The organism is Streptomyces globosus (assembly GCF_003325375.1).
GTDB lineage: Bacteria > Actinomycetota > Actinomycetes > Streptomycetales > Streptomycetaceae > Streptomyces > Streptomyces globosus_A.
On sequence record NZ_CP030862.1, the window covers coordinates 5609066 to 5634440 of the forward strand.

At 75.0% G+C, this 25375-nt stretch carries 25 protein-coding genes and 3 tRNA genes; 12 read left to right on the forward strand and 16 right to left on the reverse strand.

Going from position 1 to position 25375, the window contains the following annotated elements; all coding sequences use genetic code 11:
• Nucleotides 1–64: 64 nt before the first annotated feature.
• A complete protein-coding gene (locus C0216_RS24915; protein ID WP_114057442.1) occupies nt 65–559 on the reverse strand; it encodes a DUF3145 domain-containing protein in 495 nt (164 codons plus the stop codon).
• 251 nt (nt 560–810) lie between these two features.
• On the opposite strand from C0216_RS24915, the gene C0216_RS24920 reads away from it, so the two are divergent.
• Complete coding sequence (locus C0216_RS24920; protein WP_114057443.1) at nt 811–1710, forward strand: SGNH/GDSL hydrolase family protein; 900 nt, start codon at nt 811–813, stop codon at nt 1708–1710.
• A 68-nt stretch (nt 1711–1778) separates the two neighbouring features.
• Here C0216_RS24920 and C0216_RS24925 read toward each other — a convergent pair whose 3' ends face one another.
• Complete coding sequence (locus C0216_RS24925) at nt 1779–2429, reverse strand: hypothetical protein (RefSeq protein WP_114057444.1); 651 nt, start codon at nt 2427–2429, stop codon at nt 1779–1781.
• 138 nt (nt 2430–2567) lie between these two features.
• Here C0216_RS24925 and C0216_RS24930 point away from each other — a divergent pair, with 138 nt between their 5' ends.
• Nucleotides 2568–3281, forward strand: a complete 714-nt coding sequence (locus C0216_RS24930) for a carbon-nitrogen hydrolase family protein (protein ID WP_114057445.1) — start codon at nt 2568–2570, stop codon at nt 3279–3281.
• 15 nt (nt 3282–3296) lie between these two features.
• Here C0216_RS24930 and C0216_RS24935 read toward each other — a convergent pair whose 3' ends face one another.
• From C0216_RS24935 to C0216_RS24945, 3 genes are all read right to left on the reverse strand, one after another.
• Nucleotides 3297–4889 carry a DUF2142 domain-containing protein gene (locus tag C0216_RS24935; protein WP_114057446.1) on the reverse strand — a complete coding sequence of 531 codons (1593 nt, stop codon included), beginning with the start codon at nt 4887–4889 and terminating at the stop codon, nt 3297–3299.
• Between the two features lie 13 nt (nt 4890–4902).
• Nucleotides 4903–6609: a hypothetical protein gene (locus tag C0216_RS33600; protein WP_162793291.1), complete on the reverse strand. Its 1707-nt coding sequence runs from the start codon at nt 6607–6609 to the stop codon at nt 4903–4905.
• Between the two features lie 328 nt (nt 6610–6937).
• Nucleotides 6938–7540: a DUF1707 and DUF4190 domain-containing protein gene (locus C0216_RS24945; protein ID WP_342777135.1), complete on the reverse strand. Its 603-nt coding sequence runs from the start codon at nt 7538–7540 to the stop codon at nt 6938–6940.
• Between the two features lie 130 nt (nt 7541–7670).
• On the opposite strand from C0216_RS24945, the gene C0216_RS24950 reads away from it, so the two are divergent.
• Nucleotides 7671–8390 carry a PaaI family thioesterase gene (locus C0216_RS24950; RefSeq protein ID WP_114057447.1) on the forward strand — a complete coding sequence of 240 codons (720 nt, stop codon included), beginning with the start codon at nt 7671–7673 and terminating at the stop codon, nt 8388–8390.
• 89 nt (nt 8391–8479) lie between these two features.
• Here the strand turns inward: C0216_RS24950 and C0216_RS24955 are convergent, their stop codons facing one another.
• A complete protein-coding gene (locus C0216_RS24955) occupies nt 8480–8827 on the reverse strand; it encodes a winged helix-turn-helix transcriptional regulator (RefSeq protein WP_114057448.1) in 348 nt (115 codons plus the stop codon).
• 96 nt (nt 8828–8923) lie between these two features.
• On the opposite strand from C0216_RS24955, the gene C0216_RS24960 reads away from it, so the two are divergent.
• Nucleotides 8924–9808 (forward strand): NAD(P)-dependent oxidoreductase, encoded by an 885-nt coding sequence (locus C0216_RS24960; protein ID WP_114057449.1) that lies wholly within the window; start codon nt 8924–8926, stop codon nt 9806–9808.
• A 3-nt stretch (nt 9809–9811) separates the two neighbouring features.
• On the opposite strand, the gene C0216_RS24965 is transcribed toward C0216_RS24960, so the two are convergent.
• The 3 genes from C0216_RS24965 to C0216_RS24975 form a co-directional block, all read right to left on the reverse strand.
• On the reverse strand, nt 9812–10789 hold the full coding sequence (locus C0216_RS24965; RefSeq protein ID WP_114057450.1) for an EI24 domain-containing protein: 978 nt from the start codon (nt 10787–10789) through the stop codon (nt 9812–9814).
• Nucleotides 10790–10857: 68 nt separating this feature from the next.
• On the reverse strand, nt 10858–11280 hold the full coding sequence (locus C0216_RS24970; RefSeq protein WP_114057451.1) for an organic hydroperoxide resistance protein: 423 nt from the start codon (nt 11278–11280) through the stop codon (nt 10858–10860).
• Between the two features lie 64 nt (nt 11281–11344).
• Entirely contained in the window at nt 11345–12364 is a 1020-nt protein-coding gene (locus C0216_RS24975; protein ID WP_114057452.1) for an NADP-dependent oxidoreductase, read from the reverse strand.
• A 94-nt stretch (nt 12365–12458) separates the two neighbouring features.
• On the opposite strand from C0216_RS24975, the gene C0216_RS24980 reads away from it, so the two are divergent.
• The gene (locus C0216_RS24980; RefSeq protein WP_114057453.1) at nt 12459–12881 is read left to right on the forward strand and encodes a MarR family winged helix-turn-helix transcriptional regulator; all 423 of its coding nucleotides are present in this window, start codon (nt 12459–12461) and stop codon (nt 12879–12881) included.
• Between the two features lie 42 nt (nt 12882–12923).
• Here C0216_RS24980 and C0216_RS24985 read toward each other — a convergent pair whose 3' ends face one another.
• Nucleotides 12924–13694 carry an SCO2400 family protein gene (locus C0216_RS24985; RefSeq protein ID WP_114057454.1) on the reverse strand — a complete coding sequence of 257 codons (771 nt, stop codon included), beginning with the start codon at nt 13692–13694 and terminating at the stop codon, nt 12924–12926.
• A gap of 78 nt (nt 13695–13772) precedes the next feature.
• Between C0216_RS24985 and C0216_RS24990 the strand changes: the two genes are divergently transcribed.
• Together C0216_RS24990 and C0216_RS24995 are read left to right on the forward strand one after the other, a co-directional pair.
• The gene (locus C0216_RS24990) at nt 13773–14381 is read left to right on the forward strand and encodes a hypothetical protein (protein WP_114057455.1); all 609 of its coding nucleotides are present in this window, start codon (nt 13773–13775) and stop codon (nt 14379–14381) included.
• 427 nt (nt 14382–14808) lie between these two features.
• Complete coding sequence (locus C0216_RS24995; RefSeq protein ID WP_114057456.1) at nt 14809–15846, forward strand: rod shape-determining protein; 1038 nt, start codon at nt 14809–14811, stop codon at nt 15844–15846.
• Between the two features lie 83 nt (nt 15847–15929).
• On the opposite strand, the gene C0216_RS25000 is transcribed toward C0216_RS24995, so the two are convergent.
• Complete coding sequence (locus tag C0216_RS25000) at nt 15930–16370, reverse strand: Lrp/AsnC family transcriptional regulator (RefSeq protein ID WP_114057457.1); 441 nt, start codon at nt 16368–16370, stop codon at nt 15930–15932.
• Nucleotides 16371–16440: 70 nt separating this feature from the next.
• On the opposite strand from C0216_RS25000, the gene C0216_RS25005 reads away from it, so the two are divergent.
• From C0216_RS25005 to C0216_RS25015, 3 genes are all read left to right on the forward strand, one after another.
• The gene (locus tag C0216_RS25005; RefSeq protein WP_162793292.1) at nt 16441–17097 is read left to right on the forward strand and encodes a LysE family transporter; all 657 of its coding nucleotides are present in this window, start codon (nt 16441–16443) and stop codon (nt 17095–17097) included.
• Between the two features lie 190 nt (nt 17098–17287).
• Nucleotides 17288–18640: a carboxyl transferase domain-containing protein gene (locus C0216_RS25010; RefSeq protein ID WP_114057459.1), complete on the forward strand. Its 1353-nt coding sequence runs from the start codon at nt 17288–17290 to the stop codon at nt 18638–18640.
• Nucleotides 18641–18912: 272 nt separating this feature from the next.
• On the forward strand, nt 18913–20100 hold the full coding sequence (locus tag C0216_RS25015) for a carboxylate-amine ligase (protein WP_162793293.1): 1188 nt from the start codon (nt 18913–18915) through the stop codon (nt 20098–20100).
• 130 nt (nt 20101–20230) lie between these two features.
• On the opposite strand, the gene C0216_RS25020 is transcribed toward C0216_RS25015, so the two are convergent.
• From C0216_RS25020 to C0216_RS25040, 5 genes are all read right to left on the reverse strand, one after another.
• A complete protein-coding gene (locus C0216_RS25020) occupies nt 20231–20983 on the reverse strand; it encodes a pentapeptide repeat-containing protein (RefSeq protein ID WP_114057461.1) in 753 nt (250 codons plus the stop codon).
• Between the two features lie 205 nt (nt 20984–21188).
• Nucleotides 21189–22025 (reverse strand): DUF4397 domain-containing protein, encoded by an 837-nt coding sequence (locus C0216_RS25025; protein WP_114057462.1) that lies wholly within the window; start codon nt 22023–22025, stop codon nt 21189–21191.
• Between the two features lie 854 nt (nt 22026–22879).
• A tRNA-Ile gene (locus tag C0216_RS25030) sits at nt 22880–22953 on the reverse strand.
• A 184-nt stretch (nt 22954–23137) separates the two neighbouring features.
• Nucleotides 23138–23210, reverse strand: a tRNA-Asn gene (locus C0216_RS25035).
• A gap of 5 nt (nt 23211–23215) precedes the next feature.
• A tRNA-Asn gene (locus tag C0216_RS25040) sits at nt 23216–23288 on the reverse strand.
• A 144-nt stretch (nt 23289–23432) separates the two neighbouring features.
• Here C0216_RS25040 and C0216_RS25045 point away from each other — a divergent pair.
• On the forward strand, nt 23433–23732 hold the full coding sequence (locus tag C0216_RS25045) for a YtxH domain-containing protein (RefSeq protein WP_114057463.1): 300 nt from the start codon (nt 23433–23435) through the stop codon (nt 23730–23732).
• Nucleotides 23733–23807: 75 nt separating this feature from the next.
• Nucleotides 23808–25262 carry an FGGY family carbohydrate kinase gene (locus C0216_RS25050; protein WP_114057464.1) on the forward strand — a complete coding sequence of 485 codons (1455 nt, stop codon included), beginning with the start codon at nt 23808–23810 and terminating at the stop codon, nt 25260–25262.
• Nucleotides 25263–25375: the final 113 nt, after the last annotated feature.

The window sequence follows — 25375 nt, forward strand, 5'->3', positions numbered from 1 at the left end:
CAGCATCCGGGAAGGGGCCCCGCCCGGCGCGTGCCGGGCGGGGCCCCTTCCCGTACGGGCGGCCTCAGACGACCTGGTGGAGCCAGCGCACGGGTGCGCCCTCGCCGGCGTGGCGGAAGGGCTCCAACTCGTCGTCCCAGGGCTTGCCGAGCAGTGCGGCGATCTCCGCCTCCAGGTCGCTCTCGCCGCGCACGGAGCGGGCCATGGCGGCGCGCAGCCGGTCCTCGGGGACGAGGATGTCGCCGTGCAGGCCGGTGACGGCGTGGAAGATGCCGAGGTCGGGGGTGGAGCTGTAGCGCTCGCCCTCGGCGGTGGCGCAGGGCTCCGCCGTGACCTCGAAGCGGAGCAGGTGCCAGCCGCGCAGGGCGGAGGCGAGTCTGGAGGCCGTCCCCGGCTCGGCCACGAAGGAGAACTCGGCTCTCCACGTGCCCGGCGAGGCGGGCTGCCGGATCCAGTCGAGGTTGACCCGCACTCCGAGCACGCCCCCCACGGCCCATTCCACGTGCGGGCAGAGCGCGCGCGGCGCGGAATGCACGTACAGAACTCCACGTGTCGTCACCGGGACCTCCAGGCTGGGACGAGGTCGGGAATAAACTCCTGAAAACGGACAGAATGTGACGCGATGTAATTTAGCGGACATCAACCGACATTGCGCTGCGGGACCTGCGGCCGAAACGCCACGGGGGAAAAGCTACCGTGCGGCGGGGGCCGTGGTGTGACGTACGGTCGGTCCGTAACCGCCCCGTACACAGCTTTCACTCAGCAGGACGCCCCCGCGACGGCGGGCGGCGAGGAGGAGGGACCCGTCCGATGCGCACCACCGCCCACCGCAGCCGGGCGCGCCGCGCCCTCGCCCGTACGGCCGCTGCAGCGGCGCTCGCGGCGGTGCTGACCGGGTGTCAGGCGGAGGGCGGCGGCAGGGCGGGCGAGCGCGGGGCGCAGGCGGAGGCCCGCCCGCGCTGGAACACCGCCCCCGCGTCGGTCGCGGCCGTCGGCGACTCCATCACCCGCGGTTTCGACGCGTGTTCGGTCCTCGCGGACTGCCCCGAGGCCTCCTGGGCCACCGGCAGCGACCCGGCCGTCCGCTCGCTGGCCGCCCGGCTGCTCGGCGAAGGGGCGCTGGCGACGCGCAGTTGGAACCACGCCGCCACCGGCTCCCGGATGTCGGACCTGGCCGGGCAGCTCTCCGCGGCCGCCGGGCACAAGCCCGACCTGGTCACGGTCATGGTCGGCGCGAACGACGCCTGCCGGGCGACGGCCGCGTCGATGACGCCGACGGCCGACTTCCGCGACGGCTTCGAGAAGGCCCTCGCCGCGCTGCGGGCCGGTTCGCCCGCCTCGCAGGTGTACGTCTCCAGCATCCCGGACCTCCAGCGGCTGTGGCAGCAGGGCAAGGACCTCCCGGTGGTCCGGCAGGTGTGGCGGCTGGGGATCTGCCAGTCGATGCTGGCGGACCCGCTGTCCTCGGCGGCGGAGGCGACCGCCCGGCGGGAGCAGGTCCGGGCGCGGGTGGTCGAGTACAACGAGGTGCTCCGCGAGGTGTGCGGAAGGGATCCGCTGTGCCGCTACGACGGCGGGGCGGTCTTCCGGTACCCCTTCGCGGCAGAGCAGCTGAGCCGCTGGGACTGGTTCCACCCGGGCAAGGCGGGCCAGGCGCGGCTCGCCGAGCTGGCCCACGGACAGGTGACGTCGGCCGAGCCGCCGAGCTGACGGCGGGCGGTGGAACGGCGGGCGGCGTCTTCCGGTCACCCGCCGGGCACGGGCGTACGCCCGGAGGATCAGCCCCGGCCCAGCAGCGGGTCGTGGACGGTGCACGGCGGGCGCCGCGCCGCCGGCGGCACCCGGTAGACGCTCCGGTCGCGCAGCCGCCCGGTCCACGGCTCCTGCTCCGAGGGGCGTCTGACGAGGAGGTGGCGGCTGCTCCCCGCCGTCAGATGCGTGCGGTACTCGTCGAGCAGCGGGTCGGAGGGGCCGAGGAAGTCCCGTATCTGCTCCTCGACCAGGCAGAACGGGCATTCCGGTCCGGGCAGGAGCTGGAACCGGCGTCCCTCGGGCCGGGAGTCGTCCGCGAGGGCGGTCAGCGCCACCGACCCGGTGACCAGGACGCACACCCCCATCACCTGCGGGCCTGAGGCCTCCGCGACCTGGCGCACCAGCGCCCGGAACTCGGTCGGGCCGACGGCCCGGATCCGGGCCACGCCGTCGCGCGCCGCCCCGAACAGGTGGTACACCGCGGCCGCGAGGGACACCACCGCGACCACGGGGACACCCCACGGCGGCCCTGCCGCGGCGACCACCCACAGCAGGCCCGCGTTCAGGACGGCCAGGACGAGCACGGCCGCCCGCAGCCCGACACCGCTCCTGCGGACCACGCGGTAGGACACCGCCAGGAAGGCCCCGGTCAGCACCGGGTGGATCCAGTCGGGCATCGGCCGGCCTCCGTCAACTCCGAAGCGCACACGGACCGTTACAGCATCGCGGCGACGCGCCCGCGCGTCGACCCCCGGTGCGGTGTGCGCCGGGCCCCGGCCTCGGGGTGCCGGGCGCGCTCCGGCATGCTGTCGCCCATGAAGATCGCCGCAGCGCAGCTGACCTGCGCCCCCGCCGACGTCGCCGCGAACACGGCCCGCGCGGCGGCCCTCGCAGAGCGCGCCCGGGAGGCGGGCGCCGAGCTCGTCGTGTTCCCCGAGCTCGCCCTCACCGGCTACGAGACGGAGGCCCTGGCGGCCGACCCCGCCCTGTGGCTGGCCGGTCCGGACGACGCCCGCCTGGACGCCCTCCGCTCCACCGGCACGGCCGTCGCGGTCAACGCCGCCGTGCGCACGGACGGCCCGCTGCCCGCCATCGCGACCCTGGTGTACGGCGCGGACGGCGCGCACGCGGCCGTATACGCGAAGCAGCACCTGTACGGGGACGAGCGGGCCGTCTTCGCGGCCGGCCGGCGGGACGGGCACGTGGAGCTCGGCGGCATCCGCTTCTCCCTCGGCATCTGCTTCGACAACCACGTCCCACAGCTCGCCGCGCGCGCGGCGGCCGCCGGCTGCCGCGTGCACCTGGCCTCGTCCCTGTACGGCACCGGGGACGGCGCCGCCGAGCGGGCGGCGGTCCATGCGCGCATCGCCGCGGAGCACGGCCTGTACGTCGTCCTCGCCAACCACGTCGGCCCGGCCGGCCCGTGGACCGGCTGCGGGCGCGCCGCCGTGTGGGCGCCCGGCGGCGCACTGCTGGCCGAGGCAGACGACCGCACGCCCTCGTTCGCCCTGGCCGACGTGCCCGCCTGACGGCGGGCCGGGGGCTCAGCCCGCGACCGGGACCCGCTCGCGCTGCCCGGGCCGCGGCCCGCTGTCCTGCTCGGGGAGGCGGCCGCGGGCGGCCGGCTCGGGGTCCCGTACGAGGGCGAGCAGCACGATCGCGAACGCCGCGGCCGTGTGCACGCCGACCCACAGCGGCCAGCCGCCGGGCGGCGCCCAGTGCGCGGCGTACGGGATCCACGGCCCGGCGGTGCCGACAGCGAAGCGCCGCAGCGTCCAGAAGAACGCGGCCGCGTCGGCGACGGCCAGGGCCGCGACGGCGAAGCCGGTCAGGCGGCGCCAGGGGAGCCCGCCCTCGGGGGCCCGGCGGGCGGCGATGACCACGGCCATCAGCGGCAGGCCCACCGCAAAGGGCAGCAGGTAGCGGCCCTGCCAGATCATGCCGAGCTTCTCGGCCTGCGAGGCCTGGCCGAGAACCGGCACGACGACGACCGCCGCCAGCATGCCGAGCAGGGCGAGGACCTCCCGCGGGCGCCCGTACAGCAGGCCGAGGGCGGTCAGCACCGCGAGGACGCCGAGCCAGGCCAGCCAGGTGAAGGCGGGGGCGGGGGTGTCCAGCCAGCCGAAGTAGCCGAGCATCTGGTGGACGTAGTCCATGGTGTTGCCGAGGGTCTGCCGGACCGCTTCCTTCCAGGTCAGCGAATCGGGCACCTCGATCACCGAGTGGTCGGGGTGGGCGGCCGCCCACAGCATCGCGCCCACCGTGGACGCGCCGAGCAGCGCCGACCACAGCCACGTCGCCTTGCGGCGCAGCAGCGAGCGCAGCACGCCGCGCTCCTGGAGGAAGAGCGCGAAGAACACCGCTCCGGCGAACCAGATCAGCCCGAGCGGGCGGATGTTGACGAGGACGGCGCCGCCGATGCCGATCCGGGCCAGTCGCCGGTTCAGCAGGTGCGGGTCGGGGGAGGCCATGACAGCCAGGAGGGCCGTCCACACCAGCAGGCCGGCGGCGATCTCACCGCCGCTGGGGTTGACCATGCCCGTCATGTACAGCGACATCGGCGTGGCCGCGGCGAACACGCCGAGCAGGACCGCGTTGCGGCGCCGGCGCCACTCGGCGGCCGTCACGACGGCGCTCGCGAGCAGGGCGGAGCACAGCGCCGCCGACAGCAGCCGCATCAGGTACAGCGCCGCCTGGCCGTCGGCGAGCAGGCTCGGCCAGCCCGTCGCCAGGTAGTAGGCGGGGTGGTAGCGGCCGGCCGCGGTCGTGGCCTGGGCGGTCTGCCCCGTGCCCTTGAGCGGCGGGGCGCAGGACGCCGGCTTCTCCTGGTCCCAGGAGTAGCACTCGTGCTGCGTGGGCAGCTGCCGGTACCAGTCGGGGAGGCGGACGGCGGTCTCGGAGAACTTGCCCTCGATGCCGCCGACGACGTGCGGGACCATCACCTCGGGGCCGTTGATCTGGCCCCGGGCGACGGCCGCCGCCCGGATGATGTGCGCGTGCTCGTCGGGCGAGCCGCCGAGCGGGGTGGCCGCCGACCAGGAGGCCGCGAGCGTGAAGAACAGCGCGAAGGAGACGGCCCAGAGCCGCTTGGGGCTCCGGGCCGCACGGTCGGCCAGCCGCGTCAGTGCGGAGATCATCGCTTCCCTCGGGTCATCGGACGTAGCTCAGCCAGGTCTGGTCGCCGTCCTCGGAGCACTCGCCCTTCGGGGCGAACCGGGGGCAGTTCCCGTCCTGCTGGCGGATCGTGTGCGACACGTACGGCAGGATCCGGTAGGTCCCGTCCTGGGCGGGCATGTAGCGGTCGGCCATCGACGAGGAGACCGTGCCGAGCAGCAGCAGGAGCGCGCACAGGGTGCCGATGACGGCGCCCTCGCGGCCGGGGAGCCCGGCGGCGGCGCGCCGCGGGGCGGAGGCGGCGACCGGGTCGGTGTCGGCGGGGCCGGCGGCGTCGGAGGGGCGTCGTTCGGCGAGCCGCAGCGACACCAGGTGGGCCACCAGGGCGCACAGGATGAGGCCGCAGTAGAGCAGCTGGTTGTTGGTGCGCGTGTACAGCTGGACGGTCTGCGTCTCGTACATGTGCGAGGCGATGTACATGCGCATCACCCATGCGCTGAGGAACATGGCGGCGATGGTCACGACCATCGGCTTGCGCAGGCCGAGCCAGATCGCCGCGCCCAGGCACACGAAGGTCACCAGCGCGAACAGCCCGACGCCGCCGTACTCGCCCGGCGGCGGCCAGTCGCCGGTCCTGCCGGGCATGTCGGTGCGCCACATCAGGTAGTAGGCCGGGTCGGTGAAGTTGTCGAACCGGAAGTTGTAGTCCTTGGTGGTCTGCCCCTCGGTCAGCATGACCGCCAGGTAGCGCCCGGCCACCGCCAGGAAGGCGCCCAGCGCGGCGCCCATGAACGCGGCCCCCTTGAGCCTGCCGGTCTTCCACGGGAAGTACAGCAGCGCGGCGAAGAACACCCCGCCCGCGCTCCACAGGAACCAGCCCGAGTACGTGAGGAAGAGGACGCCCAGCAGCGCGCCGAAGCCGGCGCCCTTCAGCAGCAGCGGCCGCCAGCCGTCGGTGCCGCTGCGGCGCAGCGAGACGACCATCGCGACGAGGACCGGCACGAGCAGCACGAGCACGGTCTGGCTGTACGGCTTGTACGCGTCGATCAGCGCGAAGGCGGGCACGACGCCGAAGGCCAGTGCCCTGACCGGGCTCAGCAGGAGGCGCCACGCCAGGTAGACGAGGGGGCCGAACGCGGCCGCGCCGAGGATCTGGAGGTCCTTGAAGGCGTAGGCGGTGTTCCCTCCGTGGAACCACTCGGCGTAGTAGCCGAGCGTGTACAGCGGCAGCGGCGGGTAGACCGGCGAGCCGGACGGGCGGCCGTTCGCGACGGCGTGGGCCCATTCGACGATGCGGCCGCTGTCGCCGTTGAGGCCGAACATCGGCCACGGCGTCCCGAGGAGGGAGACGACGGCGCCGGCCGCGACGAAGCCGCCGGCGAGGCCGGCGATCCCGGCGGAGGCCAGCCGGGCGGCCAGGTCGAAGTGGCGGCCGCGGCGCAGCCGCATCGCCAGGACGACGGCGGCGACGAGGACCAGGCCGAGCAGCGCGAACCGCAGCTGAAGCGCGGCCAGGCCGCTGACCTGGGCGATCCTGTTCAGCGGGTCGAGCTTGAAGCCGCGGGCGAGCAGGGGGAGCACGAGGGCCGCGGCGAACGCGACGGCCGCTTCCAGCAGCAGGAGTACGCTGCGGGAGCGGAGGGCGCGCCGCGGCGCCGGAACGGGCTCGGCAGCGGGTGCGGCCGACGGCACGGGCGGGTGGTCCGGGCGCACGGACGCCGCCCCCTCGGTACTGACTGTCACTGACGGTGTCCCTACTGCTCGGTCGGTGCGCGGCCGTGAGCGGCCCGGCGGCCGGCCGTCGTTGCCGGGTGCGCCACTGCCCGGTTCCGGGCCCGGTGTCCGGTTGCTCCGGATTCGGGCGGCGGACCGGGGACGGCAGGGGACAGCCTCGGCTTGTGCTGCCGTGCATCTTATCGGTCCGCCTCGGAGGGCTGCGGGGGCCTCGGAGGCGGCCGTACGGCGGCGCCGGGCGGGAGTCGGCAGCGGCGCGGTGCGGGCAGCGGCCGGTCGGCGACACCACGGCAGGGCGGCAAGCGGTCGGCCGGACGGCCGGTGGCGGGCGGCCGGGTCAGGCCGCGGCCGCGAGGAGGATCAGCAGCACCCAGCCGCCCATGGCGAGCCAGCCGAGGACGAGCCCGACGGTCGCCATCCCGGCGCCCTCCTCGCCCCGCGCCCGGACCTGCGCCTTCGCGATGTGGCCGGTGATCACGGCCCCGGGCGCGGAGACCCCGAAGGTCGGCAGGCTCATCACCCCCATGACGAGTGACGCGATGGCCAGCCCGTTGACCCGGCGCTGCGGCGGCGGCATCACCAGGGGTGCGGGGTGCGGGGCGAAGGCGGGCGGCACCGCGGCCGGCAGGGCGCCGAAGGGCCCCTGCATGGGCCCGGCGGGGAGGTCCGCGACCAGGCGGGCCAGCTCCCCGTACGTCTGGGCGCGGGCGGCGGCGTCGAAGCGCTGCCCGTACTCCTCGTGGGACAGGCGGCCCTCGGCGAAGGCGGCCTTCAGCACGTCCACGGTGCGGTCGCGGTCGGTGTGGGAGGCCCGCATCGCCGATGCGGGAAAGGGCCCGGCCGCCGGGACGGGGGCCGGCGCCGGCTGCCAGGGCGCGGGCGGGCCGTACTTCTGCGGGTGCGCCGGGTACTGCTGCCCCCACGGCTGCTGCTGGGCCATCCGGCCACCTCCGAGACCACCTGCTGTGCGCGCCGTGCGGCGCGCGTCGCTCCAGAATGGAGGACGATCGGGCCGCGGCAAAGGTTGCCGCCCCTCCCGCGGCGCCCGCCCGTGTGATGAGGTGTCGCGCATGACCGACTTCGAGACGATCACGGTTCCGGCCCGGCTGTGCGGATACCCGGGGGTGGCCTTCGGCGGATACGTCGCCGGGGTGCTGGCCTCGCGGGCCGCCGCGAAGACCGTACGGGTGGACTTCCGCCGGCCCGTGCCCACCGACTCCCCCGTGCGGCTCGCCCCGACCGCGGCGGGCGGCGCCGAGCTGGCCGCCGGCGACGCGCTGCTGGCCGCGGCGACCCCCGCCGAGCCGGCCGTCGAGGCGCCGGCCGCCCCGTCGTGGGAGCAGGCGACGGCGGCGGCCGACGCCTACCGGGCGGCCCCGCCGGACGGCATGGTCGACTGCTTCGGCTGCGGCCTGCACCGCACCCCGGACACCGGGCTCCGCCTGCACTGCGGCCGGATCCCCGGCACGGGCCTCGTGGCCGCGGCCTGGACCCCGGGGCCGGGGGTCGCGGACGCCGAGGGGATGCTGCCGCCGGAGCTGGTGTGGGGCGCGCTGGACTGCCCCGGCAACGCCGCGGGCCGCCTCCTGGACGACCGCCGTGCCGGCGCGGTCACGGCCTCCCTGACCGCACGGCTGCTGCGCCCGGTCCGGATCGGCTCGCAACTGGTCTCGTACGCCTGGCTGCTGGGCAGCGAGGGCCGCAAGTACCGTGTGGGCACGGCCCTGGCCACCGCTGACGGCGACCTCTGCGCCGTGGCCGAGGCCCTCTGGGTGGAACCGCGCACCTAGCGGCGTCGCCCGGTGGGCCCTCCCGGTCGCAGCACCGGCTGTGCTGTGACCGCCCCGTTGCCCGTCCTGCGGTCGGGGCGCCGGGGCGGTCAGGCCGTGGCGGCGCCGGCGGCCGGGAGGAGGTTCAGGGCGCCCCATTCGCCCAGGGGCTCCAGGGCCGCGTTCAGCCGACGGCCCCGCGGGGTCAGGGAGTACTCCACCCGCGGCGGGACCTCGTCGTAGGCCTGCCGGTGGACGAGGCCGTCGGCCTCCAGCTCGCGCAGCTGCGCCGCGAGGACCTTCTCCGACACCCCCGGGACCAGCCGCCGCAGCTCGCCGAAGCGGCGCGGCTGCTGCTCCAGCTCCCACAGCAGCGACACCTTCCACTTCCCGTCGATCACGGACATCGCCGCGGCGACGCCGCAGTGGTCCGCGCCCGGCCTGCGCCCCCCGGCCATCCCACTCCCCTCCCACCTGTTCGCTCACCTCAGGGTAACCACCCACCTGGAAGTGCGTACTTGAGCGCCCGTCAGTTCGCGCCGAGGCTGGTCGCCATGACCGCAACGACTTCTGCACAGCGCCCCCTCACCCTTCTCGGCCTCGGCGACATGGGCACCGCCCTGGCCCGCACCTGGCTGGCCGCCGGCCATCCCCTGACCGTCTGGAACCGCACCGCCGCCAAGGCGGAGGCCCTCGCCGGCGAGGGCGCGGCCGTGGCCGCGACCGCCGCGGAGGCCGTCGCCGCGAACGGCCTCGTCGTGGTGTGCCTCCTCGACGACGCCAGCGTCGGCGCGGCCCTCGACGGCGCCGACCTGTCCGGCAAGGACGTCGTCAACCTCACCACCGGCCGGCCCTCCGAGGGCCGGGCCCGCGCCGCGTGGGCCGCCGAGCGCGGAGCCCGCTTCGTCGACGCCGGCATCATGGCAACGCCGGTGATGATCGGGAACCCGGGTGCGTACGTCCTCTACAGCGGCTCGCGTGCCCTCGTCGACGCGCACCGGCCGACGCTGGAGGTGCCGGCCGCCGTCCGCTACGTCGGCGAGGACCCCGGCCACGCCGCCCTGTACGACGTGGCCCTGCTCAGCGCCATGTACGGCATGTTCGGCGGCATCTCGCACGCCTTCGCGCTGATCGAGGGCGAGGACGTCGCCCCGAAGGAGCTGGCCCCGCTGCTGTCGGAGTGGCTGGGCGCGATGGGCTTCTTCGTCGGCAACGCCGCCGAGCGCCTGACCTCGCGGGACTTCACGAGCGGGGTGGTCTCGAACCTCGCGATGCAGGTCGCCGCGACCGGGACGCTGCTGCGGACCGCCGAGGAGCAGGGGGTCAGCACGGAGCTGATCCTGCCGTACGTGGAGCTGATGCGCCGCCGCCTCGCCGCCGGCGGGGGCGCGCACGCCGGCGAGGACACGGCGGGCGCGATCACCCTGCTGAAGCGGTAGGGACTACCGGCGGTACGGGTTGTGCGGCGCGGGCGGGTCATGCCGGTACGGGTTGGCCTGCGGCGCGGGGGCCTGCTCGTACGGGTTCGCCTGCGGCGCGGCCGGGTGCTGCGGGTACGGCTGCGCGTAGGGGTTCGGGGCCTGCGGCGCCGGCTGCCCGGCGGGAGCCCCGCCCGCAGCACCTCCGGCATCTGCGGCGGACCCCGCCCCCTCGGCGCCCTCGGCACCCTCGGCGCGGTCGGTGTCCTCGCCCCGCAGCTCGCGTGCCATCAGCGTGGCCCCGGCCACCGCGCCCGGCATCAGGAACACCGCCACCACCGGCACCAGGAACAGCAGCACCAGCGGGACGCCGAAGCCGAGGGCCATCGCGCGTCGGCCGCGGAGCAGCGCGAGCCGCTCCTTGAACTCGACGCGGCGCCGCTGGAGGGCGACCGCGGTGAGCTCCTCGGCGAGGAAGAAGCCGGACACGCAGAAGCCGATGACCGGGATCACGGTCTGCCCGATCACGGGGATGAAGCCGAGGGCGAAGAGCAGGATCCCGAAGAGCGCGACGCGCAGGAGGACCTTGACGCTGTCCCGGGCGGAGATCCACAGCTCGCGCGCCAGCGGCAGCCCGGACTCGGGGGCGTCGCCGCCGATGCTGCGGTCGACCTCCTCGGAGAGGGACTCGTAGAAGGGCTGGCCGACGAGGAGCGTCACGGCGGTGAAGGTGATCACCGCGAGGAACAGGCCGAGCGCGAAGACGAGGCCGGTGAGGAAGCCCCGGAAGAGGCCGAGCCACGGCGAGCCCCAGTCGTCGGCGAACGGCGTCGCCCAGGCCGTCAGGTCGTCGGCGCCGTAGCCGAGGCCGACGAGCGCGCCGGCGTACAGCACCAGTGTGACGAGGCCGGGCAGCAGGCCGAAGCCCAGCCAGCGGCCGTGACGGAACACCCACTTCTGTCCGGCCAGCAGATGGCCGAATCCCCCCGCAAGATCGCGCATGGGGTCCAGCTTACGGCGAGGGCCGCCCCCCGGTGCCGGGGGACGGCCCTCTGCGAGCGGGAGCCGGGTCAGACGGCGAGCTCGACGGTGATGTTGCCGGCGGTGGCCTTGGAGTACGGGCAGACCTGGTGGGCCTTCTCGATGAGCTCCCTGGCCTTGGCCTCGTCGACGTTCGGGATCGCGGCGGAGATCTTCACGATCAGGCCGAAGCCGTCGTCGTTCTTGCCGATGCCGACCTGCGCGGTGACGGTGGCGCCGGAGACGTCGGCGTTCTCGTTGCGGGCGACGACGCCGAGGGCGCCCTGGAAGCAGGCGCTGTACCCGGCGGCGAACAGCTGCTCCGGGTTGGTTCCGGCGCCGTTGCCGCCGAGCTCCTTCGGCGGGTTCACCACGACGTCGAGCCGGCCGTCGTCCGTGGCGACGCGGCCGTCACGGCCGTTCTCCGCGGTGGCGACGGCGGTGTAGAGGACATCGGACTGCTGGATGGACATGCGGTTCGATCCTTCTGGTCATCGCCGCGACTCGCGCCCACGATCGCGACGGCTTGGGAGGAGCCTAACCGGTGAAGGAAACGATCATCTTTCCGGTGTTCTCGCCGCGCAGCATTCCGAGGAAGGCGCCGGTGGCGTTCTCGATGCCCTCGACGACCGTCTCGTCGGCCACGAGCCGGCCGGAGCGCAGCCACCCGGCGACGTCCTCGACGAACTGCGGCTGGAGTCCGGCGTGGTCCCCGACGAGCACGCCCTGGAGGCGCAGGCGCTTGCCGATGGCGAGGGCGAGGTTGCGCGGGCCGGGGGCCGGCTCGGTGTCGTTGTACTGGGCGATCGCCCCGCACAGCGTGGCGCGGCCGTGGACGTTCAGCGAGGAGATCGCGGCTTCGAGGTGGTCGCCGCCGACGTTGTCGAAGTAGACGTCGATGCCCTCCGGGGCGGCTTCCCTGAGCGCCTGCGCGACGGGGCCGTTCTTGTAGTTGAAGGCGGCGTCGAAGCCGTACTTGTCCTTGAGGAGCTCCACCTTGGAGTCGGAGCCGGCGGAGCCGATGACGCGGGCGGCGCCCTTGATCCTGGCGAACTGGCCGACGAGGCTGCCGACGGCTCCGGCCGCGCCGGAGACGAAGACGGAGTCGCCCTCCTTGAAGGAGGCCACCTCGAAGAGGCCCGCGTACGCGGTGAGGCCCGGCATGCCGAGGACGCCGAGGTAGGCGGAGAGCGGGGCGAGGGAGGCGTCGACCTTGGTGGCGTGCGCGGCGTCCACGTCGGCGTACTCGCGCCAGCCCAGGCCGTGCAGGACGTGGTCGCCGGGCTCGAAGCCCTCGGCGGCGGAGGCGACGACCTCGCCGACGGCCCCGCCGTCCATCGGGTGGTCGAGGCGGAAGGGCGGCACGTACGACTTCACGTCGTTCATCCGGCCGCGCATGTACGGGTCCACGGACATGTGGAGGTTGCGTACCAGGATCCGGCCGGGGGCGGGGGCGGCGACGGGGGCCTCGCGCAGCGCGAAGTCCTCGGCGACGGGCCAGCCCTGCGGGCGGCGGATCAGGTGCCACTCGCGGCTGACGGCGGGGATCTGGGACATGGGGGCGCACCTCCGGACGGGAAATACTTCAGGACGTGAAACAACCATGCGCCTCGATATTTCATGTTGTCAAGTAAATGGGTAGGCTGGTGCCATGCCCAGTCGTCGTGTGGATCCCCTGACCGTCGAGGTCGTCGAGCTCATCGGCACCGTCGTGGCCCGCTACCACGAGGAGTACGAGCAGGCCGCCACCAGCCACCAGCTGACCGGCGCGCAGGCGCGCGTCCTGCACCTGCTGTCCGTCGAGCCGACGCCGATGCGCCGGATCGCGCAGAAGCTCAAGTGCGAGCCGTCCAACATCACCGGCATCGTCGACCGGCTGGAGTCGCGCGGCCTGGTCGAGCGCCGCCCCGACCCGGCCGACCGGCGGGTCAAGCTGGCCGCGGCGACCGAGGAGGGCCTGCGGACCGCGGACCGGCTGCGCGACTCGCTCGGCTTCGCGCGCGAGCCGCTGGCCGGGCTGTCGGAGGAGGAGCGGACGGCCCTGCGGGACCTGCTCCGGCGCATGCTGGGCTGAGCCCGGGGCGCCGCGGCCTCAAGCCCGCACCCCGGGCGCCCGTCAGGAGCAGAAGAACCACAGCACGCAGGTCTTCGGCGGCTTCGTCGGCGACGGGCTCGGGCTCGGCGCCCCCGTCGGCGGCTGCGCGCTGCCGGAGGCGCTGGGCGACGGCTGCCCCGATCCACCCGGCTTTACGGAGGGCCCCTTGCCGGATCCGCCGGGCGCTCCGGACGCCCCCGAGGCGGAGGCGGACGCCCCGGCTCCCGGCTGCGCGGAGCCCGGCGCGCTGCCCGCGGGCCGACCCGGCTGCGAAGCCCCGGCCGAGGCCTTCGCTCCCCCGGCGGCCTTGGCCGGCTTCGGCGTGGCGGGAGCGGCGGGCCCGCCGGAGCTGCTCGGCAGCGGCGCCGGCTCACCGGGGCCGTCCTCGTCGCTCAGCACCACGTTGGCGGCGCGGTCCGCGCTCTTCCCGTCGGCGATCATGCGGGCCACCGCCACCGATCCGCCGACCGCGAGCGACAGCCCGAGCCCGACGCTCAGCAGCACGCGCCGGCGCCGGCGGTTCTCGGCCCGGCGGCGCGCACCGGCGCGGCGCTCGTGCGGCCCGGCCAGCTCCACGAGGGAGTCGGCGAACGGATCTTCCGCCTCCGGCCCGCCGGCGTCCGGCCGGGCGGCCCCGTACGGCCCGGCCGCAGCCGGATGCGGCGCGGCGGCCCCGTACGGGGGTGCGGGGGCGGCGGGGGCCGCGGGGGGCAGGTACTCGGCCGGGGTTCCGCACCCGGCGCACGCCAGTGCGCCGTTGAGGTGCCTCCGGCAGGCGTGGCAGTAGTCCATGGCGCCTCGACGCTACGTGGTCGCCTGCAACAACTGCATCGCGAGTTCGTGGAGGTCCTGTGTGGAATCGTTGACTCCATGACAATTCCTCCTGCGGCAGGCCGTCCCGGCGCGGGCGGCGGGCCCTTCGGGCCGGCCGCCTTCCCACTCGTGCTGCTGCGCCGCATGGCGGACTTCCGGCCCGAGCTGGCCGAGGAGGCCCGGCGGCGGCTCGGCGCCACGGCCGCCGACCAGCGGGAGGCCAACCGGCGCTGGCAGGCGATGGTCCGCTCGCCCCGCGCCCGCGGCGCCCTCGCCCGCTACCGGTCCGTGCTCGGGCCGCCGGAGTCGACCGCCCCCCGCACCATCGGCGACCTGCGGTGCGAGGCCCTGCAGTGGGCGCTGCCGCTCTGGCCGGACCTGCGCTTCGAGGTGCTGGCCGCCCCGGACGGGGCGGTGTGGAACGAGTGGCTCGTGCGCGCGCCGGGCGCCGCGGGCCCCGTACTGCTGACGCCGCGGGACCTGCGGCCGTGGTCGGCGACGGTGGACGAGGTGGCGCGCGCCTTCGCCCCCGTCCGGCCCATGGAGGGCAGCGCCCCGACCCGCTGGCGGCTGGCGTTCACGGCCGCGGGGTGCAGCTGCGTCGCGGAGTTCACGTACGGCCTGCTCCAGCGGGTCCTCGCGGACGGGGCCGAACTCGACACGTGAGCCGGCGGCCGACCCTCCCGGCCTGCCCTGCGCGACCGGACTCCCGTACGCCGGCCGCCCTGGCGGGGCCGCCCGGCAGGGCGTTGCGGCGCAGGCAGCCGACGGGCGCGCCGGCGGCGCGGGGACGGCGTCGCCGGCCGGGGTCGGGCGGGAGGTGCGGCCCGGGGCGCCGCGACCGCCAACGCGCTCCGGCGGAGCGTCAGCATCTGACCCCCTTTACCTCGTTACGCGCCAGTAGCGCGTATGGTGCGCGCATCGCCGTGCCTGTCGGTACGGAAATCCACCCCCGTGCAGCACCCGGCGGCCCGTCGGCCGCTCCCCGGCCGGAGCACTTCAACGGGCGACATGCACCTTTCACCCGAGAAGATATGAAATGCAACCGGCATCCGCCGGGCTTCTTGCGTCAGCGCTCTCGGGAGGACCTGCCGTGACCGTCAGTCTTGAGCAGTTGCGCCGCTGCCACGTCGCCGTCGACCTCGGGGCGGCCCGGACCCGCGTCTACGTCAAGGGCGCCGGCCTCGTCGTCGACGAGCCCAGCGCCGCCGCCGTCAACACCCGCACCGGCGCGCTCATCGCGGTCGGCACGTTCGCCGAGCGGATGACCGGCCGCACCCCGGACTACATCCGCGTCGTCCGCCCCGTCTCCGGCGGCACCGTCGTCGACATCGAGATGGCCCAGCGGATGCTGCGCCACCTCCTCGGCGAGAAGCTCCGCCGCGCGCTGCGCCGCAAGCCGCGGCTGCGCGCCGCCGCCTGCACCCCGCACGACGCCGACCCGCTCGCCCAGCGGGCCGCGGTGGAGACGATGGTCGGGCTCGGCGCCCGGCGCGTCGAACTCGTCGACACCCTGATCGCGGCGGCCGTCGGCTGCGGCCTGCCCGTGGAGCAGCCGACCGCGACAATGATCATGGTGTGCGGGGCCGCGGCCACCCAGGTCGCCGTCCTCTCCCTCGGCTCGATCGTCACCGCGCAGCGGATCCCCGTCGGCGGCGAGGCCATCGACCACGCCGTGGTCCAGCACCTGCGCCACGCCCACGAGCTGATGCTGCCCAGCCAGGCCGTCCGCCCGCTCCAGCTGGCCCTGCACGGCAACGGCCTCACCCCCGACGGCCCCGCCTCCACCCTGATCCACGGCCGGGACGTCGCCACCGGACTGGCCCGCTCCGTCCACGTCGACACCGCCGCCGTGCGCGACGCCATCCACACCCCGCTGACCGCCGTGCTCGACGGCATCGGCAAGGTCCTCCGCGACTGCCCGCCCGACCTGGTCGCCGACCTGACCGACCGCGGGATCATGATGGTGGGCGGCAGCGCGCTGCTCCCCGGCCTGGACCAGATGCTGCGCGACGCCACCGGCATGCCCGTGGCCATCGCGGAACGCCCGGACGTGTGCGCCGTGCTGGGCCTGGGCGCCATGCTGGAGGGCAAGGTCGCACCGATGGTCCTCAACCCCCTGGCCGGCTGAGCCCCGCCGCCCCCCGGAAGGGCCGCCGCCACCGGGCGCTGCGGCCCATCCGGCGTTGCCGTCCGCAAGCGGGCGGGCGCGGTCTACCCGGCCCCGGGCCGGGTGGCGGCGCGGAGGGCCAGGCGGGTGCTGGACTGGGCCACGCCCGCCTCCCGCTTCAGCCTGCGCAGCAGGGCGTCGAGGGCCGCCGGGTCGGCCGCGCGGGCCCGTACGAGGTAGTCGTGGTCCCCCGTCACGTGCACCACCTCCGTGATCCCGGGCAGTCCGGCGACGCGCTGCTCGAACTCCTCGTTCGTGGTGTCCTGCCGCAGTGTGAGGTCGATGAAGACCACCAGCCCGCCGCGTGTGTCGGCGGCCGGGTCGACGATGACGGTGAAGCCGCGGATCACGCCGTCGCGCCGCATGCGCCGCACCCGGTCCGCCGCCGCGTTGGCGCTGAGGCCGACGCGGACGCCGAGGTCCCGGTACGAGATCCGCGCATCCTGCTGCAGGATGCCGAGGATTTCCCTGTCGAGGCGGTCCATACCGCGATTCTCGCAGCGCAGGCCGATATCCGCTGCCGCGGCCGGTCCTGCCCGCCGCACGCTTCCCCGCATGACGGAACTACTGAGTCCCGCGCTGGCGGGCACGGCCGCGGGCCTGGGCGTGGCGATGCCGATGGGGGCGATGAGCGTCCTGCTGCTCCAGGAGGCGGTGCGCGACCGCCGGACAGCCGTCGCCGCGGCGTCCGGCGTCGCCGCGGTCGACCTCGGGTACGCGGCACTGGCCACCGCGCTGGGCCCGTGGGTCGCCTCCCACGTGGCGCCGGTCGAGGCGTGGATCCGGCTGGCCGCGGCGGCCGTGCTGCTGGCCATCGCCGCGCACGGCCTGGCCGGGGCGGCGCGTGTCCGGGAGCCGGCACCGGCCGCGGGCGGCCCCGGAGCAGCGTCCGAGGAGGCCCCCGGGGCAGGGCGCAGCCGGGGGGCGGTCTTCGGCCGGTACGCCGCCCTCACTGCCGTGAACCCCACCACTGCCCTGTACTTCGCCGCCCTGACGACGGCCCAGGGGGCCGCGCTGGGCAGCGGTGCCGCCGCGACCGCCTTCCTCGCCGGGGTCGCCGCGGCCTCCCTGATGTGGCAGCAGGCGCTGGTCGTGCTCGGCTCCCTCGCCGGGCGGCGGATCTCCGCGACCACCCGGATATGGACGTTCCGCCTCGGCTACGGCCTGGTCGCCGCGTACGCCCTGAAGATCGCCTTCCCCTTGCCCTGGTAGGCCGCGGGACGACCGCGCAGGGCAGGCGGACGCGCGGTGCCGCCGGCGCCGCCGTCCGCAGCCCGCCCCGCAGCGGGCGGGCCCGGAGCGACCCGGCCGAAGCCCCGGCCGCCCCGCGGCCCCCGGCAACCGCCCGAGAGCGGCTCGAACCGGCCGCCCCCGCCGCCCCGACCGGCCCTAGGGTGGCAACGTGACCACGACCCGCCTCTCGGCCCGCGCGGCCCTCGCCTCCGTGACCGACCCCGGCAGCTTCGCCGAACTCCCCGCCCCGGCGCGGACGTCCGCGCCGGACGGGCCGCTGGGCTGGACCGGCTACGACGCCTCCCGCGCCCGCGCCGCCGACCGCACCGGCGAGGAGGAGTCCGTGGTGGTCGGGACCGCCTCGATCGGCGGAAGCCGGACCGTCCTGATCGCCTTCGAGTTCGGCTTCCTCGGCGGCTCCCTCGGCGAACGCACCGGGGACCGGCTCGAAGCCGCGTACGAGCACGCCCGCGCGCACCGCCTGCCGCTGGTGTCCCTGATCGCCACCGGCGGCTCCCGGATGCAGGAGGGCATGCTCGCACTGGCGCAGCTCCAGCGCGTGGCCCGCCAGTCGGTCCTCACCCGGGCCGCGGGCCTCCCGCAGATCGCCGTGCTCCGCGATCCCACCACCGGCGGCGGCTGGGCCACCCTCGGCGCCGGAGCGGACGTCGTCCTCGCGCTGCCGGGCGCCCAGGTCGGCTTCGCCGGCTCGCGGGTGCGGCCCCACGGCGCCGACCCGGCGGCCTACACCGCCGAGGCGCAGTACGCCGCCGGCCACGTCGACGCGGTCGTGCCGCCCGCCGAGCTCCCCGGCGTCCTCGCCGACTGGCTGAGGCTCCTCGCCGCGCCCCGCTCCCCCGAGCCGGTCGAGCCCCCGGCGGCGCTGTCCGACGTACCGCCCCCGGCCGGCGGCTGGGACGCCGTACGGCAGGCCCGCCGCCCGGACCGGCCGCACGCCGCCGCCTATCTGGACGCGTACTTCCCGCTGCGGCTGGCGCTGTCCGGGGACCGGGCCGGGGGCCGCGACCCGGGCATGCTCTGCGGTGTCGGGCTGCACGCCGGGCGGGCCGTCGCGTACGCCGCCCAGTGCGGCACGGCGACCCGCCCGGCCGGATACCGCACCGCGGCCCGCGTGATCCGCCTCGCCGACCGGCTGGGCATCCCTGTCCTGACCCTGGTCGACACCCCGGGGGCGGCCAACGACGCCGCCGCCGAGCGGGAGGGCGCCGGCGCGGCCATCGCCGACACGTTCGCGGCGGTCGCGGAGGCCTCCGTCCCCGTCACCACGCTCCTGATCGGCGAGGGCGGCTCGGGCGGGGCGCTGGCGCTGGCCGCGCCGGGCAACACGTGGGTGACCCCGGACTCCTACTTCTCCGTGATCGCGCCCGAGCTGGCGGCGGCCATCCTCAAGCGCCCGGCGGCGGAGGCCCCCGCCACGGCGGACCAGCTGCGCATCCGCCCGCAGGACCTCGTCGCGCTCGGCGTGGCCCGAGGCGTCGTCGCCCCGCAGCCGCGCACCTGACCTCTGCCCCGCGGCCGGCCCGCCCAGGCCCGCCGGGGCGGGGGTGCCCGTACCGGTCACACGGGACGCCAACCAGCCGCCCGCACCGCGCCGCCGGGCCGTGGCCGGTTTCACGCAGCCGCCCCAGCCGCCCCACCCCGATCCGCGGCCCCACCCCTAACGGGCCTTGCCGCTAACGCGCCATGCCGCAGGGACATTTGACCGAATCGGCGCGCGCTCGCCGCCTGCCTCCCGCTCATGATGAAAAGACTCGTAATGTCCAGGGAGGCGTAGTGATCGAACCTGGCACCAGCACGACGAGCACCGACAAGGCGGACGACGGCGCCCCCGCCGTCTCCACCGCTCCCGCCCCCGTTCCCGGTACGGCACCGCTCACCGTCGGCGTGGAGGAGGAGTTCCTCCTCGTCGACGCCCGCACCTTCCGGGTGGTCCCGGCCGCCCCCCGCGTCCTGGAGACCGCCGCGGGCCTGCCCCACGAAGTGCACCCCGAGGGCACGCGCTACCAGGTGGAGATCTCCACCCCGGTCTCCGAGTCCGCCCTCGAACTGCGCAGGGAGCTGGCCGCCCTGCGCCGCACCCTCTCCCGGGCCGCCCGCGCCCACGGATGCCGGCTGCTGGCCGCGCCCTCTCCGGTCATGGCCGTGGACATGCCGCTGCACCTGACGGACGACGAGCCGCGCCAGCGCGAGCAGCACCGCCGCTTCGGCTCGCTCACCGACACCCTGGTCAGCTGCGGCCGCCACATCCACATCGGCACCCTCGACGTGGACACCGCGGTCGCGGTGTCGAACCGGGTCCGGCCGTGGCTGCCGACGCTGATCGCGCTGGCCGCCAACTCGCCGTTCTGGGGCGGACGCGACACCGGTCACGCCAGCTGGCGGACGATGGCCTGGTCGGGCTGGCCCTCGGCGGGGCTGCCCCCGCACTTCACGTCCACCGCCCACTTCCGGAGCTCCGTGCAGACCCTGCTCGGCTCCGGGGCAGCCCTCGACACCAAGATGGTCTACTGGGACCTCCGCCCGTCCGGACACTGGCCGACGCTCGAAATCCGGGCGCCCGACATGTCCTCGGACATCGACACGGCCATCCTCCAGGCCGAACTCGTCCGCGCCCTCGTGGCGACCGCCCTGAGGGAGATCGCCGAGGAACGCCCCGAGCCCGCCCTCCGCGACGACGTCCTGCGCCTGGCGCGCTGGCGGGCCGCCCACGACGGCCTGGAGGGCTTCGGCCTCGACCCGTACACCGGGGCCGAAGTCCCGGCGGCCGACCTGGCGGAGGCCCTCCTCGAACTGGTCGCCCCGGAACTGGCCGCCGCGGACGAGCTCGACCACGCAGCCAAGACCCTGGGCGGCCTCCTCCGCGACGGCTCGGGCGCCCACCGACAGCGCACGGAGTACACGCGCCGCGGCAACCTGGCAGACGTCCTGCGCCACTTGGCAGACGAGACGGAAGACGTCTGACCATCCGCCCTCACTCCACCCGCAGGTGACGGCCGCCCGGCCCTGCTCTCCGCTGTCACGCCAGACCGTCCAGGGCGGCTCCGCCCCGCCGGGCCCCGGAGCCGCCCCCACCGGTCCCCCGGCCCCCCGATCAGCCCTCCGGCCGGACGCGCAGCCCGTTCTTCCACAGCGTGCAGTCGGGCACCTGCTGGCCGCCCTTGAGCTCGTCCTCCTCCACGTCCTCGTGTCCGGTGAGCGTCCTGCCGCTCTGCTCGTCCTCGTACGCCTGCACCTTCGTGTCGCGCAGGCGGTCCCGGAGCTCGTCCCGCTCCAGGCCCTTCGGCCAGCAGGTCCGCGCGTTCAGCAGTGCCCCCTCGAAGGAGGCCCTGCCGGGGAGGGAGGCGTGCGCGAAGTTGGCACTGTGCAGCAGGGCGCCGTTCAGCCTGGCCCCCGTCAGGTCGGCGTCCTGGAGGTTGGCGCCGATGAGGTTGGCGCCGCTGAGGTCCGCTCCCCTGAAGTCAGCCCCCGTCAGATCCGTGTCCCGGAACCTGAATCCCTGCAGCCGGACCCCCGCGAAGTCCGCGTTGCGCAGCGACTTGCCGCTGAAGTTGATGCCCTCGATGTCGTGATCGGCGACTGTGAACCCCGGGATGCTCGCCGCACCTTCGACACTCGCCCGCCACGTCGCGCGCTCCTGAGACGCAGAGATGGCCTGTTCGAGGAAGAGGGCCGACAGTCCGACGGCGATGCCGGTGACCAGTCCGCCCCCGATGCCGGCCAGCACCTCGATCCGCGGCTCGGACTCGGGCTCCTTGACCGCCATCGCCCAGGCGCGGCCCGCGAGGGCTCCTCCGACCACGAGCAGCACCCCGATCAGGATCAACTGCAGCAGATGATTCCACACAGGGACCCTCCCTGCGCGAGCGAGAACCGGGCTACGGGCCAACGCCGGGCCGACCGCCCCTCAGTTCCTCTATACGCCGCACCGGAAATGATCGCAAACGCCTTCGAATCGGCGGTGACTGCGGCCGCGGCCGAGCCGGCGGCGGCGGCAGACCAGGCCGAGCCTGCCGCCGCCGCGCCGCTTCGCACGCTGATGCTGTGGGCGGTCAGGCATCCCGCCGTGCCCGGGACCTCGCCGAGAGTGCCCCGGCCAGGCTGAACACCCCGGCGCCTGCTGCCCACGCCATCCACGCGTGGGAGGAGTTGCCCGGGAGCATCGCACCGTTTGCGCCGGCACCGCCTCCGGCGGGCGACGCGTCCATGCCTCCGACCGTCTGGACCTTCAGCGCCAGGTTCTTCTCGTCGGCGCTGCCCCAGGCGTAGACGATGTTGTTCGTGCCTTCCTTGAGGTCCAGATCCGCGGGGCCGATGGCGACGGTGTCCGTACCGGCAAGGACCACGTCGGCGGAGACTGTGCCTGCGTCGACCTCGGTGGTGTCCTCCTTCGGGTTCACCAGCCCCTCGAACACCACCGTGCCGTTGGCACGGACGTCCACGGCCGGGGCTGCGGCAACATGCCGCACCGTCAGGCGCGACTTGCCCGCTGCAACGGCAGAGGTGTCGTTGACGAAGGCGTTGAGCTGAGGCGTGCCGTCGGCCGAAAGGTGGGCCACGACCGTGGCGTTGGCGCCGGCGGGTACCTCGACGTTCTTCTGGATCGCGGGGGCCGCCGTCTTGGGGTCGGCACCGGCCTTGAAGACCTTCAGGTCGTAAGAGCCCGCCGGCAGCTCTTGCGGGTCGGTGAGAGTGCCGGGCTTGAAGTCCGGCAGGAGTTCGTCGCCGTTCGCGTAGACGTCCACCGTCAGACCGGGAACCGCGTGAAAGACGGAGACCGTCGCCGTCTCCTCGGTCTCCGCCGCGCCGGCGGGCACGGCTGAACCAAGGCTCAGAGCCCCGGCCCCGAGACAGGCGGCGATCACGACGCTGGTACGGGATTTCCTCATCTTGCGCTCCCTCCACGCACAGGCCTGCCCTTTGCAGGCCCTGTTGGCAGGTCTCGGATGCGGCGTCTGCCGGGATGTGCGCTGCCGGCTTCGCGGAACCGCGCGGTCCGGCCGCATGCCTGCCGGGGTCCTCCGGTCGACGACGCCACGCCCTTGGGGCACGGCAGGCCGGACAGGGACCGAGGCCGACAGGGTCGGACTCCGGTGTCCTCGCCGACCTGCGCGGCTGTGAGGGTCTCGTCGTGCTCGCGGGGGGCCGGGGCCTGTCCCGGAGCGGGGAGGGCCGGTGCCCGTTCCCCGATGAAGAGGCCTGACCGGTCAGCCCGCCCGGCCCCTCGGGACTCCGCGTTCACCGACACACCCGCCAGGGTGCGACCGGCAGGCCGGTCGAGGCGAAGCCTGTGCTGTCAGGGTGTTCGCCGGTCACGCCGATGTCGTGCGGTCTCTTTTGACAAGCATGCGCACGCCCCTCGGTCACGGGGCGCGGGTACCGCAGTCCTCAGCCGCAGTCCCCAGGGGCGTACTGACCGGGCAGCCCCACCATGCAAGCGCACCACACCCGGCACCCTCCCGCCACTGCGCTCTGCCGACGTCGCATCAGCCCGCCTTGCAGTCGCGCTCCTGACCGCCGCTGCCGGGCCTTCCTGTCGTGGCGCGCCCCCGAGCCGCTCGTGTCGGACACGTACAGGAGTGCGGCCGGGGTGCTGCCCGCATCGGCGCCGCGGGCCCGGCAGGCTGCCGGTTCGGGAACCGCTCCCGCACGAGGCCCGGGAACGACGAGGTGCCCCGACCCGGGAGTCCGGGCGGGGCACCAAGATCACCGGTCAGAACGTTTCTGCTGACCAGCCTTGCGGTGGGGCGGGTGGGACTCGAACCCACGGCCGACGGATTATGAGTCCGCTGCTCTAACCGGCTGAGCTACCGCCCCTTCTCGGCGTGGCGCGTACATGTGTGCGCGCCGTCTGCCGCAGCATAGCCGCTCATACGATCTCCTGCTCCGGATGCCCCGCGTGATCGGCTTCACCTGACGTGGGAGACCGCTTCCCGGGCCGATCGGTTCCCTCCGCGGGGCAAAAAAGAAGAGGACCCCGACCGGGGCCCTCTTCCCTCTGCTCCCCCGGCTGGACTCGAACCAGCAACCCTCCGGTTAACAGCCGAATGCTCTGCCAATTGAGCTACAGGGGACCGCGCTCCCCCGACTGGACTCGAACCAGTAACCTGCCGGTTAACAGCCGGCTGCTCTGCCAATTGAGCTACAGGGGATTGCTGCGTTGCGCCGAACGGCCCACCTCCGGCCAAGCCGGGGGGCGGGCGCCCGTTGCGAGACATAGATTAGCGCAAGCAGGGGGGTGCTCCGCCAATCGGTATCGAGCGCCGGCCGGGCACACACGACGAGAGGTGGCAGGCATGCGGTACAAGGTCGCGTTCGCGGTCGGACTGGGCCTCGGGTACGTCCTCGGCTCCCGGGCCGGACGCGAGCGCTACGAGCAGCTGAAGAAGTCCGCGCGCGAGGTCGCGCAGAACCCGGCCGTGCGGAACGCGGCCGAGACCGCCGGCCAGGCCGGCCGGCAGTACGCGGGCAAGGCCGCCACGGTGCTCGGCGACAAGGTCGGCGGCGTCCTCCCGGCCCCGCTGGCCGAGCGGGTGCGCGCCCTGCGCGGCCGCGGCGGGGGCTACGACGACGAGTGGGGCACCAGCAACACCTGAGGCTCCGGCTCCCTGCGGGATCCGCTGCCTCCCGGGGCGGCGGATCCCGCACTGCCGTGCGGCAGAATTCTCCGCATGGGGATAGTCGCCGGGCTGGACAGCTCTTCCGCCTTCACTCGCATCGTCGTCTGCGACACCGACACGGGTGCCGTACTGCGCCAGGGCTACGCGCCCCATCCCCAGCCCGCGGGTGATCCGGAGGGCTTCCACCCCCACGAGGCCGATCCACAGGCCTGGCTGCTGTCCCTCGGCGAGGCGGCCGGCGGAGGGCTCCTCGAAGGGGTCCAGGCCATCGGCGTCTCCGCCCAGCAGCACGGGCTGCTGCCGCTGGACGCGCAGGGCGCGCTCGTCCGCCCGGCCCTCGTCGGCAACGACAAGCGCGGCCAGGTCGCCGCGGCGGACCTGACCGAGGCACTGGGCGGCCGGCACGCCTGGGCGGAGGCCGTCGGCAGCGTCCCGCACTCGGCGCAGCCCGTCGCGAAGCTCGCCTGGCTGGCCCGCACCGAGCCGGACGCGGCGCGGCGCACGGCGGTGCTGATGTCACCGCACGACTGGCTCGTCTGGCAGCTGCTGGGCCGTCCCGCCCGGCGCACGACCGACCGGGGCGGCGCCTCCGGCACCGGCTACTGGTCGGCCCGGACCGGCTCCTACCGCCCCGACCTGGTCGAGCTCGCCCTCGGGCACATGGCGCTGCTGCCGGAGGTCCTCGCGCCGGCGGAGGCTGCCGGGATGACCCCTGAGGGGCTGCTGATCTCCGCCGGCACCGGCGAAACCATGGCCGCGGCACTCGGACTCGGCCTGGGCCCCGGCGACGCGGTGGTCTCCCTGGGCGCGTCGGGTTCGGTGATGGCCGTCCACCACGAGGCGCTGACCGAGCCAAACGGGCTGATCACCTCTCTCGCCGACGCCGGCGGGATGCACCTGCCGGTCGTGAACACGTCCAATGCGGTGCGGGCCCTGCGGGGCACCGCCGAGCTGCTCGGCACCGATCTCGACGGGCTGTCCGACCTGGCGCTGCAGTCGACGCCCGGCGCGCACGGACTGGTCCTCCTGCCGTACCTGGAGGGCGAGCGCACCCCGAACCTGCCGCACACGGCAGGCACCCTGTCCGGTCTGCGGCGCGACTCCATGAAGCCGGAGCACCTGGCGCGGGCCGCGTTCGAGGGCATGCTGTGCGGGCTGGCGGACGCCATCGACGTGCTGCGGATGCGCGGCGCCGACATCCGGCGGGTGTTCCTGCTGGGCGCCGCGGCCGGGCTGCCGGCCGTGCAGGCGGCCGCGCCCGGGCTGTTCGGGACGCAGATCGTCGTACCGGCGCCCGCCGACTACGCGGCGCTGGGCGCGGCGCGGCAGGCGGCGTGGGCGCTGGGGGTGCAGCAGGGGACGCTGGCCCCGCACACGCCCCCGGTGTGGCCGGGTCCGGCGGCGCAGGTCTTCGAGCCGGGCGAGGACTACCCGGCCTGGCAGGCGGTGCGCCAGCAGTACATCGCGACGCGCGAGCAGACGCACCCAGGCGCGTTCCAGGCGTAGGGCGCAGGAGTGCGGGCAGCGGGCCGCGGGGCGGTCTGCTCCTTTTGACCGTCCTTTGCGAAAACGGGTGGGTCCGGGCGCGGGGTTGGCCGAAGATGGGGTGACCCCCCTCG